The following is a 12,613-nucleotide window of genomic DNA, read 5'->3' on the forward strand; positions in this document are numbered from 1 at the left end:
GCCTGAGTACGTCATGGAAACCGCCGAACGCGTCAATCTCCTGGGCCTCGATGCCGCCAAATTGTCCGAGCTGGTCGGGCAGTGGGGGGGCAAGCCGTTTCGCGCCCGCCAGTTGCAGCGTTGGGTGCATCAGCGCGGGGCTGACTCGTTCGATGCCATGACCGATCTGGCCCGCGAGTTTCGCGGGCAATTGGCGCAGCACTGCCTTATCCAGGCGTCGCCGGTCAATACCGAGCAGCGCTCTTCCGACGGCACACGCAAGTGGCTGTTCGATGTAGGGCAGGGCAATGCCATCGAGACCGTCTTCATTCCCGAAGACGATCGCGGTACCTTGTGCGTGTCCAGCCAGGCAGGCTGTGCGGTGAACTGCCGCTTCTGCTCCACGGGCCACCAGGGGTTCAACCGCAATTTGCAAACCAGCGAGATCATCGGCCAGTTGTGGTGGGCCAAGCGCGTTCTCGAGGCAGACGCCGGTACGGCGCGCCTGGGCGAAGGGCGCAACGACGATACGCGCGTCATCAGCAACGTTGTCATGATGGGCATGGGCGAGCCTCTGCTCAATTACGATCAGTTGTTGCCTGCGCTGCGATTGATGCTGGACGACAACGCCTATGGCTTGTCGCGCCGCCGCGTCACGGTATCGACTTCCGGTGTTGTTCCCATGATGGATCGGCTCGCCAAAGATTGCCCGGTGGCGTTGGCCGTCTCATTGCACGCGCCGACAGACGCGCTGCGTGATGATCTGGTGCCGCTGAACAAAAAATATCCGCTGGCAGAATTGCTGGCGGCGTGCGAACGCTATCTGGCCAGCGCGCCGCGAGATTTCATTACTTTCGAATACTGCATGCTGGACGGGGTGAACGATAGCGATCAGCATGCCAAGGCGCTGATCCAGGTCGCGCGTCAGGTACGCTGCAAGCTCAACCTGATTCCTTTTAATCCGTTCCCCGCCTCGGGCCTCAAGCGTTCGCCTTCCGCCCGAGTCAAGGTTTTTGCCCAGCGTCTGATGGATGCCGGTATTGTGACGACGGTACGCAAAACGCGTGGCGACGATATCGATGCGGCTTGTGGGCAGTTGGCCGGCGAGGTCCGTGACCGTACGCGTGTTGCCCAGCGTAATGCTGGCCGATCCATTCCTATTGCACAGGTGCCGGCATGACGCAAGAGCTTGATGCGCTCGCTCTTTCTACCGAGTCAAACTCCCAAGAGCAGGCGGCACGTGTCGATACCTCGACACCTGTAGGCCAAGCCTTGCGCAGTCTACGTGTCGCCAAGGGGTGGTCCTTGGACGACGTCTCGAGCCGCATCAAGTTCTCGCCACGCCAGATCCAGGCGCTCGAAGACGAACAATGGGACAAATTACCCAAAGGCGTTTCCTTGCGTGGACTGGTTCGCAGCTACGCGCGCTTGCTCGACACCGATGCAGCCGCTATCGTTTCTTCGGTCGAAAGCCAGGTCGGCGTGTTGTCGGCGCCGGGCTCTGTTCACCGGGAATCACGCACCGTTCCCATTCCCGTGGCCGTTAGCGGGCGCAGCGATAGTCGCAGTGCCGCCCCTTGGGGTTGGCTATGGGTGATCCTGGCCCTGTTGGTGGCGTTGGGCGCGTATGCGATCTGGCAAGGCTGGTTACCCGCCGATTGGTTGCCCGGTTGGCTGTCCAGCGCAAACCCGTAATCCAATAGACGCATGCAAGAGTTGCCATTGCCCTGCCAAGACGCCCCGCCTCCAGAGGTAGGGGCTGCGCCACGCCGCCAAACCCGGTCGGTTGCTGTCACATGGGGGGATCGCGTGGTCACGATTGGTGGCCAGGCGCCGGTCGTGGTGCAATCCATGACCAATACCGATACCGCAGAGCCCATCGCGACCGCTATTCAGGTCAAGGACTTGGCGCAAGCCGGTTCCGAACTGGTGCGCATTACGGTCAACACCCCCGAAGCCGCGCGCGAGGTCATTGCGATCCGAGAGCAACTCGATCGCATGGGCGTATCGGTGCCGTTGGTGGGCGATTTTCATTACAACGGCCACAAACTCCTGACGCAATTTCCCGATTGCGCGCAGGCGTTGTCCAAGTACCGCATCAACCCCGGCAATATGGGGGGCGGAAAGCGCCGCGATGACAATTTTGCGCAAATGATCGAAGTCGCTTGCCGTTACGACAAGCCAGTGCGCATTGGCGTCAATTGGGGCAGCCTGGATCACGAGTTGATGGCGCGCAAGATGGACGAAAACAGCCGCCGCGCCCAGCCCTGGGAAGCCCAGGCCGTGATGCGCGACGCGTTGGTGGTCTCGGCTATCAGCAATGCGCAGCGGGCCGAAGAGCTCGGTCTGCGCGGTGATGCCATCATCTTGTCCTGCAAGGTGAGTCACGTACAAGACCTGATCGCGGTGTACCGCGACCTGTCCGCACGCTGCGATTACCCGTTGCACCTGGGGCTCACCGAAGCCGGCATGGGCAGCAAAGGGATCGTTGCGTCGACCGCCGCCTTGTCGGTGTTGCTGCAGCAGGGTATCGGCGACACGATTCGTATTTCACTGACTCCCGAGCCCGGGGGCGATCGCACTCGCGAGGTCGTGGTGGCTCAGGAAATCCTGCAAACCATGAACTTGCGTGCGTTTACGCCCATGGTGGTGGCTTGCCCGGGTTGCGGTCGTACCAGCAGCACATTTTTCCAAGAACTGGCCGACAGCATACAGTCTTATTTACGCCGACAGATGCCTGTCTGGCGTGCCAATTACCCGGGCGTCGAGAGCATGAACGTTGCGGTGATGGGCTGTGTGGTCAATGGTCCCGGTGAGAGCCGCCACGCGGATATCGGGATCAGTTTGCCGGGTACGGGCGAAGTGCCCGCGGCACCGGTGTTTATCGACGGCGAACGTACCGTTACCCTCAAGGGGGAACGTATCGCCGAAGAATTCCAGACCATTGTCGAAGACTACGTCGCGCGCCGTTATGGTGCGCAGGCCACTCATTAAAAGTAAGGGCTGAGCCGTATGGTGGGCCGCAGTGCGGGCCGCCACGGCATGATGAAGATGACGCAAGCGTTTCAAAAAGTCGCCGCGATCCGCGGCATGAATGACGTACTGCCGGGCGATGGCGCTCGTTGGGAGCAATTCGAAGACATCGTGCGCAGTTGGCTGCGCAGCTACGGCTATCGCAATGTGCGCACGCCGGTGCTGGAGCACACCCGCTTGTTTACGCGCGGCATCGGCGAGGTCACGGACATCGTCGAAAAAGAGATGTATACGTTCACGGATGCACTCAATGGCGACTCGTTGACCATGCGTCCTGAAATGACGGCCGGTGTGGTGCGTGCCACCATCGAGCACAATCTGCTGTATGACCGGCCGCATCGCGTCTACAGCATTGGCCCCGTGTTTCGTCACGAGCGCCCGCAGCGCGGCCGCTATCGCCAGTTTCACCAGATTGACGTCGAAGCACTGGGCTTCGCCGGGCCGGACGTCGATGCCGAGCTCATCATCATGCTGGCGCGACTGTGGAAGCAATTAGGCCTGACGGATGTGCGTCTGGAACTGAACTCCCTGGGCTTGCCAGCCGAGCGCGCCGCCCACCGTGCCGCGCTGATCGCGCACCTGGAGCAGCATCGCGACGTGCTGGACGAAGACGGCCTGCGCCGTCTGTACACCAATCCGCTGCGCGTGCTGGATACGAAAAATCCGGCGATGCAAGCCATGGCCGACAGCGCGCCGCATTTGTTTGATTTCCTGGGCGACGAGTCACAGGCGCATTTCGATGGCTTGTGCCAACTGCTTGCGGATGCCGGAATCGAGTACCGACTCAATCCTCGTCTGGTGCGTGGCCTCGACTATTACAACTCGACCGTTTTCGAATGGGTTACGGATCGCCTGGGCTCGCAAGGTACGGTGTGCGGCGGTGGTCGCTACGATGGATTGGTTGAATTGCTGGGCGGCAAGCCCGCACCGGCCGTCGGGTTTGCTATCGGCATGGAGCGCCTGCTGGATCTGTGGGAGCAAAGCGCGCCCGCGGTCGCCACGGCAGAGTGCGACGTTTATGTTGTTCACCAAGGCGAACCCGCGCAACGCCTGGCCGCACGCGTGGGCGAGCAGCTACGCGATGCAGGGTTGGCGGTCATCGTGCATGCGGGTTCTGCCAGTTTCAAATCGCAATTCAAGCGGGCGGACGCCAGCGGTGCTCGCGTTGCGGTTATTCTTGGTAGCGATGAAGTGGCCGCGCAAACGGCCAGTGTCAAATTCCTGCGTGCGGATGCGGCTAGCGAGGCCGCGCAGCAACAGGTTCCACTGGACCGCTTGGCGGATGTTTTGAAATCCTAGGGTAAGCATGGCATACGATCTCGAAGAACAGGAACAACTCGACGCAATCAAGGCTTGGTGGGCTCGCTATGGCACGCTCGTCATGTCGCTGGTGGCTGTTGCGGCGCTTGCGTGGGGCGGTTGGTGGGGCTGGAAGGCCTATCAGGGCCATCGCGCCAATCAGGCCATGGGCTACTTTGAAGCCCTCGAAGACGCGGCCCGTCTAGAAAGCACGGATTCCGCCGCGCGTATCAAGGCAGCCATTTCGACGCTGCGTGATGATTACGCCGCGACGGGCTATGCGGCGCGCGGCGCGTTGGTCGCAGCGCAGGCCCTGGTCGAGCAAGGCGACGTCGATGGCGCTCGTCAGCAGCTCGAGTGGCTGTCGACTCAGTCCAAGCATCCGGCGCTGCAGCCTGTCGCGCGCGAGCGTCTGGCAGGCTTGTTGCTGGATCAAAAACAGTACGATGCCGCGCTGACCCAACTCGACAATCCGCCCGCGGCTTTTGCGGTGCTGTATGCGGACCGTCGCGGTGATATTTTGGCGGCTCAAGGCAAACCCGAGGATGCCCGCAAGGCGTGGCAGTCGGCCCTGGATGGACTGGGGGCAGGGGATCCTTTGCGACAAGCCGTGCAACTGAAATTGGACGCCCTCAGCGGAGCCTGACCGTATGACTATTTTGCGTTTTAACCGAGCTTTGCGTGGGGTTGCTTTTACTGCCAGCTTGCTGGCCCTGGCCGGCTGCTCGATATTTTCCAGTAACGACGATCGTTATGAACCCGCTGAGTTGACCGAGTACGCGCCGGGGTTGTCCGTGCGCCAGATATGGTCGACGTCCATCGGTAGCGGCGCGGGCCTGGGTTTCGTGCCGGCAGTCGTGGGCGATGCGGTTTATGCAGCGACCCCGGATGGCTCCGTGGCCAAGCTCGAGTTGGCCAGTGGTCGCGTGGTCTGGAAAGCCTCCACCGATACGGATCTGTCAGCGGGCGTGGGTAGCGATGGCAACACCACCGTGGTGGCGTCGCCCCTTGGTGATATCACGGCTTTTGACGACACCGGCAAAGTCAAATGGACGGCCAAAGCCTCCAGCGAGGTCGATGTCGCTCCGGTGGTCGGTTTCGGCGCCGTCGTGGTTCGTAGCGGCGACTATCGTATCCAGGCCTTTAATATCGAAACGGGCGAACGCCTCTGGAGCTTGCAACGCCCCGGGCCCGCACTGGCCTTGCGCAGCAGTGGCCAAATGCGCATTGCCGAGGGATTGGTCATTACGGGTCTGCCGGGCGGCAAACTCCTGGCGATCAACGTGGGTAGCGGTAACGTCCAGTGGGAAGGCACCGTGGCCACGCCGCGTGGCGCCAGCGACCTGGAGCGCCTGACGGATGTGGTGGGGTCGCCTCGCTTGGCGGGTAGCCTGCTGTGCGCCGTGGCCTACCAGGGTCGTATCGTCTGCTTTAACGTCAGCCAGGGCGGGCGCCCGGTATGGGCCAAGGATTTCTCCAGCGCCAGCGGTATGGCGATTGATGACCGATTTGCTTATGCGCCCGATCAGAACAGCGTGGTCAACGCCTTCGCCCTGGATAGCGGCTCCAATGTCTGGAAGCAATCTGCCCTGAAAAACCGCAAATTGACCGCGCCTGCAGCGATGGGTAACGCCATTGCAGTAGGCGATCTGGACGGCTACGTGCATTTCCTGTCGAGCAGTGATGGCAGTCTGCTGGCCAGATTGTCGGTGGGAGGCGGTGCCATCGTCTCGCCCTTGCAGGCCACGCCGTCCGGCGTGCTGGTACAAAATGGCAATGGCAATCTTGTGCTGATTGGCACTAACTAACTTTTATTTCTTAACTCAACCGTGTCTCTCAAGCCCGTCGTCGCCCTGGTCGGACGCCCCAATGTGGGCAAGTCGACCCTTTTTAACCGCTTGACGCGCTCTCGCGCGGCGCTGGTTGCCGATTTTTCGGGCCTGACGCGTGATCGCCATTATGGCGAGGGCAGGGTGGGGGATATTCCCTTTATCGCGGTGGATACCGGGGGTTTCGAGCCCGTCGCCAAGACCGGCATCTTGCGCGAAATGGCGCGCCAGACCCGGCAGGCGATTGCCGAGGCCGACGTGGTGGTATTCCTGGTCGATGCCCGGGCCGGCGTCAACGCGCACGACCACGAGATCGCCAAATTGTTGCGCAAGTCCGGGCAACAACGCGTCGTGCTGGCCGTCAACAAAGCGGAAGGCATGGGCGTCGGCAACGCCACCAGCGAGTTTCACGAGTTGGGTCTAGGCACGCCTTATCCGATTTCGGCGGCTCATGGCGATGGTATCGTCGACCTCATCGGCCTGGCGCTAGAGGATCTCGTCGAGCCTGAACCCGAACCCGACGAGGGCAGCGCTGTCGCCGATTTGCCGCCCGACCATCGCATCAAGCTGGCCATTGTCGGTCGGCCCAATGTCGGCAAATCCACGCTGATCAATACGCTGATGGGTGAAGAGCGTGTTATCGCGTTCGACTTGCCAGGCACGACGCGCGATGCGATCGAAATCGACTTCGAGCGTGACGGGCGCAAGTTCACCTTGATTGACACCGCCGGGCTGCGCCGGCGCGGCAAGGTTTTCGAAGCCGTCGAAAAATTTTCAGTCATCAAGACCTTGCAGGCGATCGAGGCCAGCAACGTTGTGCTCTTGATGATCGATGCGCAGACCGAGGTCTCGGACCAGGACGCGCATATTGCCGGCTTTGTGCTCGAGACCGGCCGTGCGGTGGTAGTGGCAATCAATAAATGGGATGGCCTGGACATCGATCAGCGCGAGCGCATCGAGCGCGAGTTCAATCGCAAGCTGCGGTTCTTGTCGTTCGCGCCCATGCATATGACGTCTGCCCTGAAGGGGCAGGGGATCAAGCCACTGCTGAAGTCCGTTGTGTCCGCGCATGCTGCGGCATTCGCCAAGCTGTCTACGCCTAAACTCACCCGTGAGTTGCAAGCTGCTGTCGAGCAGCAACCGCCTCCTCGCAAGGGGATTTTCCGTCCCAAGATGCGTTATGCCCACCAAGGCGGGCAGAATCCGCCTCTGGTCGTGATCCATGGCAATGCGCTAGACGCGATCCCGGACTCTTATCGTCGCTATCTGGAGACGCGTTTCCGAGAGGCTTTCAAACTTTCCGGCACGCCGCTGCGTATCGAGTTCAAGTCGTCAAATAATCCGTACGCGCAGGACAAATAAGCATGAGTCGTTTTTGGAGCCCCGTCGTGGGCAAGCTCAGCCCGTATGTGCCGGGCGAGCAGCCCAAGCTGCAAGACTTGGTCAAGCTCAATACCAACGAGCATCCGCTTGGGCCGTCTCCCAAGGCACTGCAGGCGATGCAGGCGGCTTGTAACGACAGTTTGAAACTCTATCCGGATCCGGGCTCCGAGCGTCTACGTGTGGCCGTCGCCGCCAATCTCGGTGTCCAACCCGATCAAGTGTTCGTGGGTAACGGGTCTGACGAGATCCTGGCGCACGCATTCCAGGGCTTGCTCAAGCACGATGCGCCGTTGCTGTTTCCCGATATCACGTACAGTTTTTACCCCGTGTATTGCGGGCTGTATCAAATCACGTATCAGGCAGTGCCGCTGACGGATGATTTCAGTATCGACGTGCAGGACTATCTGCCGTCGGTCGAGCGTAAAGCGGGGGGAATCATTTTCCCGAATCCCAACGCGCCGACCGGTCGCGCACTGCCACTGGCAGATATCGAACGTGTCGTCGCAGGCAACCCTGACATTGTTGTGGTCATTGACGAAGCCTACGTCGATTTCGGGGCGGAATCCGCCGCGAGCCTGGTTTCCCGTTATGACAATCTGTTGGTCATCCAGACTCTGTCCAAATCGCGTGCGCTGGCCGGTCTGCGAGTAGGGTATGCGGTCGGCAGCCGAGTGTTGATCGAAGCCCTGGAGCGCGTCAAAAACAGCTTCAATTCTTATCCTGTCGATCGCCTGGCCGAAGCCGGGGCAGTTGCCGCGCTAGAGGATAAAGCCTACTTCGAGAATGCCTGCCAGTTCGTGATAGCGACGCGCACCGCGTTGGTCAATGAGCTGCACGCGCTGGGTTTCCACGTGTTGCCGTCGGCAGCCAATTTCGTCTTTGCCCGTCATCCCGGACATGATGGTGCCGCGTTGGCCGCAGCCTTGCGTGAACGCAGTATCATCGTGCGCCATTTCAAGCAGGCCCGCATTGACCAGTTCCTACGCATTACCGTGGGAACTGAGTCGCAATGTGCGCGTCTGATAGAAGCTCTTAAAACCATCTTGGTCTAAGGGATAAACGACAGGGCAAACCATTTGCCCTGCCATTAACAAAAACCAGACACCATATGAAAGAATTTGCCCTGCAAGGCAAGTGGCACGCCTCGGGAAAACCTTGTAGAGTACATGTTTCGGCGTCTGCCACCACTCAAAACAAACAATGGAGCCTGGCCAATGAGCAATAAAGGGCAAACTCTGCAAGATCCGTTTTTAAACACGCTGCGCAAAGAACATGTGCCCGTGTCCATCTACTTGGTAAACGGTATCAAGCTTCAAGGGCAAATCGAATCTTTCGATCAGTACGTCGTGCTGTTGCGTAATACCGTCACGCAAATGGTGTACAAGCACGCCATTTCCACCGTGGTTCCCGCACGTGCTGTCAATTTTCAGGTGGATGCTCCCGCTGAATAATCGTCAAGCTCCGGCTGTACCTTTTTCTGCCCGCCGCACGGCTAGTGTCGGCGGGCATTTTCGCTGTAATGGGGCATTTTATTTGCCGTCGAGCCGCCCCAAGATAGAAACGCCCCATTTTGGGGCAGCAAGCCGTAGGCTCGGATTGAAGGAAAATGTATGCGTGCGTTGATTATCAGCGTTGATTTGGGTAATCCTGACTTCGCCGCGCATGCCGAAGAGTTCGCCATGCTGGCGCGTGGGGCGGGCGCCGAAATCGTCGGCACCGTGACGGCGCGGCGCGATCGTCCCGATGCCAAGTTTTTCATTGGCTCGGGCAAGGTCCAAGAGGCCGTCGTGATGGCCAACACATTGCTGGCTGATATCGTCTTGTTCGATCAGCCACTATCACCCGCGCAGCAGCGTAACCTTGAGCGCGAGTTCAGTTTGCGTGTGGTGGACCGGGTTGCACTCATCCTGGATATTTTTGCGCTGCGCGCCAAAAGCCACGAAGGCAAACTACAGGTCGAGTTGGCGCAGTTGCAGCATCTGGTCACCCGGTTGACGCGTCTCTGGACTCACTTGGAGCGCCAGCGTGGCGGGATCGGTATGCGAGGGCCTGGTGAGGCGCAGCTCGAAATGGATCGCCGCATTATCGGCGCCAAGGTCAAGATGCTGCGCGAACGACTGGATCGCGTAGAGCGCCAGCGGGTGACACAGCGTCGCGCGCGTGCGCGAGGCGGTGCGCTTTCCGTTTCATTGGTGGGGTACACCAACGCAGGAAAGTCCACCTTGTTCAATGCGTTGACCCGGGCGGGGGCCTATGCGGCAGATCAGTTGTTTGCCACACTGGACACCACGACGCGTCGCATCTGGATCGAGGGCACGGGATCTGTCGTGCTGTCTGATACGGTGGGCTTTATCCGTGATCTGCCCCCCAATTTGATCGCCGCATTTCGAGCCACCCTCGAAGAAACGATCCACGCGGACGTACTGTTGCACGTGGTGGATGCGGCCAGTCCGCAACGCGACGAGCAGATCGCCGAGGTCAACAAAGTCCTGGCCGAAATCGGCGCGGGATCGATTCCCACCATTCTGGTGCACAACAAGATTGATCGGGCTGGCCTGGAACCTCGGATCGAGCGTGATGCACATGGTACGATTGCGCGAGTATTTGTAAGCGCTACTGAGCGCGCCGGTCTGGATGCATTGCGCGGGGCAATTGCAGAGATCGGTCATATTGTGGGAAACAATGCCTCGAATTTCCAAACTCTTCAATCTGAATGATCCCGGCTGGGGTCGCGGTAATAATAATGGCTCCGAGCCGCCCAAAAGGCCAAAAGGCAACGGAGACAATCCGCCCGACCTCGACGAGGTCTGGCGCGATTTCAATAACCGCATTGGCTCGTTGTTCGGCCGTAAGGGCGGGGGTGGCAATAATCGCCCTGGCGGTGGTCGCGGGATGACGCCGCCGTCGCCGCGCGGCGCCCGTATCGGCCTGGGCGTTATCGCCGGGGTGCTGGTACTGCTGTGGTTGGCGAGCGGTTTTTATATCGTCCAGGAAGGCCAGGTCGCGGTGGTGACCCAGTTCGGCAAATACAAGAGCACGGCACCCCCTGGGTTCCAATGGCGTTTGCCGTATCCGATCCAGAGTACCGAGTCTGTCAATATTTCCCAGCTTCGTACGTTCGAAGTCGGGTTCCGGGGCGGCTCACGCAACAAGGTGTTGGCCGAATCGCTGATGCTCACCACTGACGAAAATATCGTCGATATGCAGTTCGTGGTGCAGTACCGCCTGCGTGCCGATGGGGCGCCGAATTACCTGTTCAATATGCGCGACCCGGACGATTCGGTTCGTCAAGCCTCCGAAACCGCCATGCGTGAAATCGTGGGCAAGAAGCCCATGGATTTCGTGCTATACGAAGGCCGTACCGAAGTCGCTGTCGAGGTTCAAAACCTGATGCAGCAGATTCTCGATCGTTACAAGTCGGGCATCCAGATCAGCACTGTGGCTATCCAGAACGTGCAGCCGCCCGAACAAGTGCAGGCCGCATTTGATGACGCAGTCAAGGCAGGCCAGGACCGCGAGCGCCAGATCAACGAAGGGCAGGCCTATGCCAACCAGGTCATCCCATTGGCGGGTGGTCAGGCGGCACGTATGGCTGAGCAGGCCGAAGGCTATCGCGCCAAGGTCATTGGCGATGCGCAGGGCGATGCGTCACGTTTCAACAGCATTTTGGCTGAATACCAAAAAGCGCCAAATATCATGCGTGAACGCATGTACCTGGAAACGATGCAGCAAATTTTCGCGAACGCCAGCAAGGTCATGGTCGACACCAAAAACGGCAACAACATGCTGTATTTGCCGCTCGACAAGATCATGCAGCAAACAGCGCGTGACGCTTCCGGGGTGAAACCCACTGCGTTGCCTGGCGCCAGCGTGCCCGCCGTGCCGGAACCTCCCCCGCGTAGTACTGGCACCGCAAATTCGTCCGGCAATACCGGTAATAGTGGCAGCAGTGGCAATACGCTGTCTCGCGATCGTTTGACGCGCTAATCCGGGGAGCCCAAGATCATGCAACGTTTCATGCCTATCCTGGTCGGCCTTCTGTTGGTGCTGGCCGCCCTGTCTTCCTGCGTCTTTACCGTACGCGAACGCGATTACGCCCTCGTGTTTTCACTCGGGGAGGTGCGCAAGGTCATTAGCGAGCCCGGCCTGTATTTCAAGGCGCCGCCGCCGTTCCAAAACGTCGTTACGCTGGACAAGCGCATCCTGACGATCGAGACCACCGAGGCCGAGCGCATCCAGACGTCCGAAAAGAAAAACCTGCTCATCGATTCGTACGTCAAATGGCGTATCGCCGATCCTCGCTTGTACTACGTGACCTTTGGCGGTAACGAGCGTGCCGCACAAGAGCGTCTGCAAGCGCAGATTCGCGATGCGCTGAACGCGTCGGTTAACGTGCGTACCGTCAAAGAAGTCGTGTCGTCAGAGCGCGACAAGATCATGACCGAAATTCTCACCACCGTGGCCAAGCGTGCTGAGCCATTGGGCGTGCAGATCGTCGATGTCCGGTTGCGTCGGATTGAGTTCGCGCCGGAAATCTCCGAATCCGTCTATCGTCGTATGGAGGCGGAGCGCAAACGCGTCGCCAACGAGTTGCGCTCCCTCGGTGCGGCAGAAGGCGAGAAAATTCGTGCCGAAGCCGATCGTGAACGCGAGGTGATCCTGGCCAAGGCGTATGCCAAGGCGCAGACGGTGATGGGTGAGGGCGATGCCGAGGCCAGCGGTTTGTATGCGGCCGCGTTTGGCAAAGACCCCGACTTCTATTCGTTCTACAAGAGCCTGGAGGCCTACCGTTCGTCGTTCTCGAAGCCGGGTGACGTCCTGGTGGTGGATCCGAGCTCGGAATACTTCCAGTTCATGAAGAGTTCCACCGGGCAGGCCAAGCCGGCCCAACCGTAAACGCCGGTTTTCAGGTCCTACGCGAAACCTCAGGAAAAAGGGCTTGTGCAGTACGCCACCGCGCGTACTGCACAAGCCCTCAAACCATGTACAATACCGCGTAAGCTAGAAAACATTCCGCAGGCGGCTGAGCGGGCTTACGCCCTTTCAGCCGCTTTTGTTTTGGGCGTCGCCCACGCAATTCTTCAAGTGTC

Annotated in this window: 12 protein-coding genes; all 12 read left to right on the top strand. The window is 59.8% G+C overall.

Going from position 1 to position 12,613, the window contains the following annotated elements; genetic code table 11:
- The first annotated feature begins 13 nt into the window (after positions 1–13).
- The 12 genes from rlmN to hflC all read left to right on the top strand — a co-directional run bounded on the left by rlmN (position 14) and on the right by hflC (position 12,419).
- Positions 14–1,159 carry a dual-specificity RNA methyltransferase RlmN gene (rlmN, locus tag ACYVDM_RS10190; protein WP_415786208.1) on the top strand — a complete coding sequence of 382 codons (1,146 nt, stop codon included), beginning with the start codon at positions 14–16 and terminating at the stop codon, positions 1,157–1,159.
- Positions 1,156–1,674 carry a helix-turn-helix domain-containing protein gene (locus ACYVDM_RS10195; RefSeq protein WP_415786206.1) on the top strand — a complete coding sequence of 173 codons (519 nt, stop codon included), beginning with the start codon at positions 1,156–1,158 and terminating at the stop codon, positions 1,672–1,674. Before rlmN ends, ACYVDM_RS10195 begins: the two co-directional genes overlap by 4 nt.
- Before the next feature lie 12 nt (positions 1,675–1,686).
- Positions 1,687–2,973 carry a flavodoxin-dependent (E)-4-hydroxy-3-methylbut-2-enyl-diphosphate synthase gene (ispG, locus tag ACYVDM_RS10200; RefSeq protein ID WP_415786204.1) on the top strand — a complete coding sequence of 429 codons (1,287 nt, stop codon included), beginning with the start codon at positions 1,687–1,689 and terminating at the stop codon, positions 2,971–2,973.
- A gap of 57 nt (positions 2,974–3,030) precedes the next feature.
- Positions 3,031–4,311, top strand: coding sequence for a histidine--tRNA ligase (hisS, locus tag ACYVDM_RS10205; protein ID WP_415786202.1), 1,281 nt, complete (start codon positions 3,031–3,033; stop codon positions 4,309–4,311).
- Between the two features lie 7 nt (positions 4,312–4,318).
- Positions 4,319–4,957 (top strand): YfgM family protein, encoded by a 639-nt coding sequence (locus tag ACYVDM_RS10210; RefSeq protein ID WP_415786200.1) that lies wholly within the window; start codon positions 4,319–4,321, stop codon positions 4,955–4,957.
- Positions 4,958–4,961: 4 nt separating this feature from the next.
- Positions 4,962–6,119 carry an outer membrane protein assembly factor BamB gene (bamB, locus tag ACYVDM_RS10215; protein ID WP_415786198.1) on the top strand — a complete coding sequence of 386 codons (1,158 nt, stop codon included), beginning with the start codon at positions 4,962–4,964 and terminating at the stop codon, positions 6,117–6,119.
- Positions 6,120–6,140: 21 nt separating this feature from the next.
- Complete coding sequence (gene der, locus ACYVDM_RS10220; RefSeq protein ID WP_415786196.1) at positions 6,141–7,502, top strand: ribosome biogenesis GTPase Der; 1,362 nt, start codon at positions 6,141–6,143, stop codon at positions 7,500–7,502.
- Between the two features lie 2 nt (positions 7,503–7,504).
- On the top strand, positions 7,505–8,575 hold the full coding sequence (gene hisC / locus ACYVDM_RS10225) for a histidinol-phosphate transaminase (protein ID WP_415786194.1): 1,071 nt from the start codon (positions 7,505–7,507) through the stop codon (positions 8,573–8,575).
- Positions 8,576–8,737: 162 nt separating this feature from the next.
- On the top strand, positions 8,738–8,974 hold the full coding sequence (hfq, locus tag ACYVDM_RS10230; protein WP_415786192.1) for an RNA chaperone Hfq: 237 nt from the start codon (positions 8,738–8,740) through the stop codon (positions 8,972–8,974).
- Positions 8,975–9,133: 159 nt separating this feature from the next.
- Positions 9,134–10,240: a GTPase HflX gene (gene hflX / locus ACYVDM_RS10235; RefSeq protein ID WP_415786190.1), complete on the top strand. Its 1,107-nt coding sequence runs from the start codon at positions 9,134–9,136 to the stop codon at positions 10,238–10,240.
- Positions 10,206–11,510 (top strand): FtsH protease activity modulator HflK, encoded by a 1,305-nt coding sequence (gene hflK, locus ACYVDM_RS10240; protein WP_415786188.1) that lies wholly within the window; start codon positions 10,206–10,208, stop codon positions 11,508–11,510. The genes hflX and hflK overlap by 35 nt, the downstream gene beginning before the upstream one ends.
- Before the next feature lie 18 nt (positions 11,511–11,528).
- Entirely contained in the window at positions 11,529–12,419 is an 891-nt protein-coding gene (hflC, locus tag ACYVDM_RS10245; protein ID WP_415786186.1) for a protease modulator HflC, read from the top strand.
- The last annotated feature ends 194 nt before the right edge of the window (positions 12,420–12,613 follow it).

This window comes from Bordetella tumulicola, from assembly GCF_054779135.1.

What these genes read in the sequence shown, in the direction of transcription:
- hflX (WP_415786190.1), top strand. Translation starts at nt 9,134, where the DNA reads ATGCGTGCGTTGATTATCAGCGTTGATTTGGGTAATCCTGACTTCGCC.
- hfq (WP_415786192.1), top strand. Translation starts at nt 8,738, where the DNA reads ATGAGCAATAAAGGGCAAACTCTGCAAGATCCGTTTTTAAACACGCTG.
- ispG (WP_415786204.1), top strand. Translation starts at nt 1,687, where the DNA reads ATGCAAGAGTTGCCATTGCCCTGCCAAGACGCCCCGCCTCCAGAGGTA.
- ACYVDM_RS10210 (WP_415786200.1), top strand. Translation starts at nt 4,319, where the DNA reads ATGGCATACGATCTCGAAGAACAGGAACAACTCGACGCAATCAAGGCT.
- bamB (WP_415786198.1), top strand. Translation starts at nt 4,962, where the DNA reads ATGACTATTTTGCGTTTTAACCGAGCTTTGCGTGGGGTTGCTTTTACT.
- hisS (WP_415786202.1), top strand. Translation starts at nt 3,031, where the DNA reads ATGACGCAAGCGTTTCAAAAAGTCGCCGCGATCCGCGGCATGAATGAC.
- hflK (WP_415786188.1), top strand. Translation starts at nt 10,206, where the DNA reads ATGCCTCGAATTTCCAAACTCTTCAATCTGAATGATCCCGGCTGGGGT.
- hisC (WP_415786194.1), top strand. Translation starts at nt 7,505, where the DNA reads ATGAGTCGTTTTTGGAGCCCCGTCGTGGGCAAGCTCAGCCCGTATGTG.
- hflC (WP_415786186.1), top strand. Translation starts at nt 11,529, where the DNA reads ATGCAACGTTTCATGCCTATCCTGGTCGGCCTTCTGTTGGTGCTGGCC.
- ACYVDM_RS10195 (WP_415786206.1), top strand. Translation starts at nt 1,156, where the DNA reads ATGACGCAAGAGCTTGATGCGCTCGCTCTTTCTACCGAGTCAAACTCC.
- rlmN (WP_415786208.1), top strand. Translation starts at nt 14, where the DNA reads ATGGAAACCGCCGAACGCGTCAATCTCCTGGGCCTCGATGCCGCCAAA.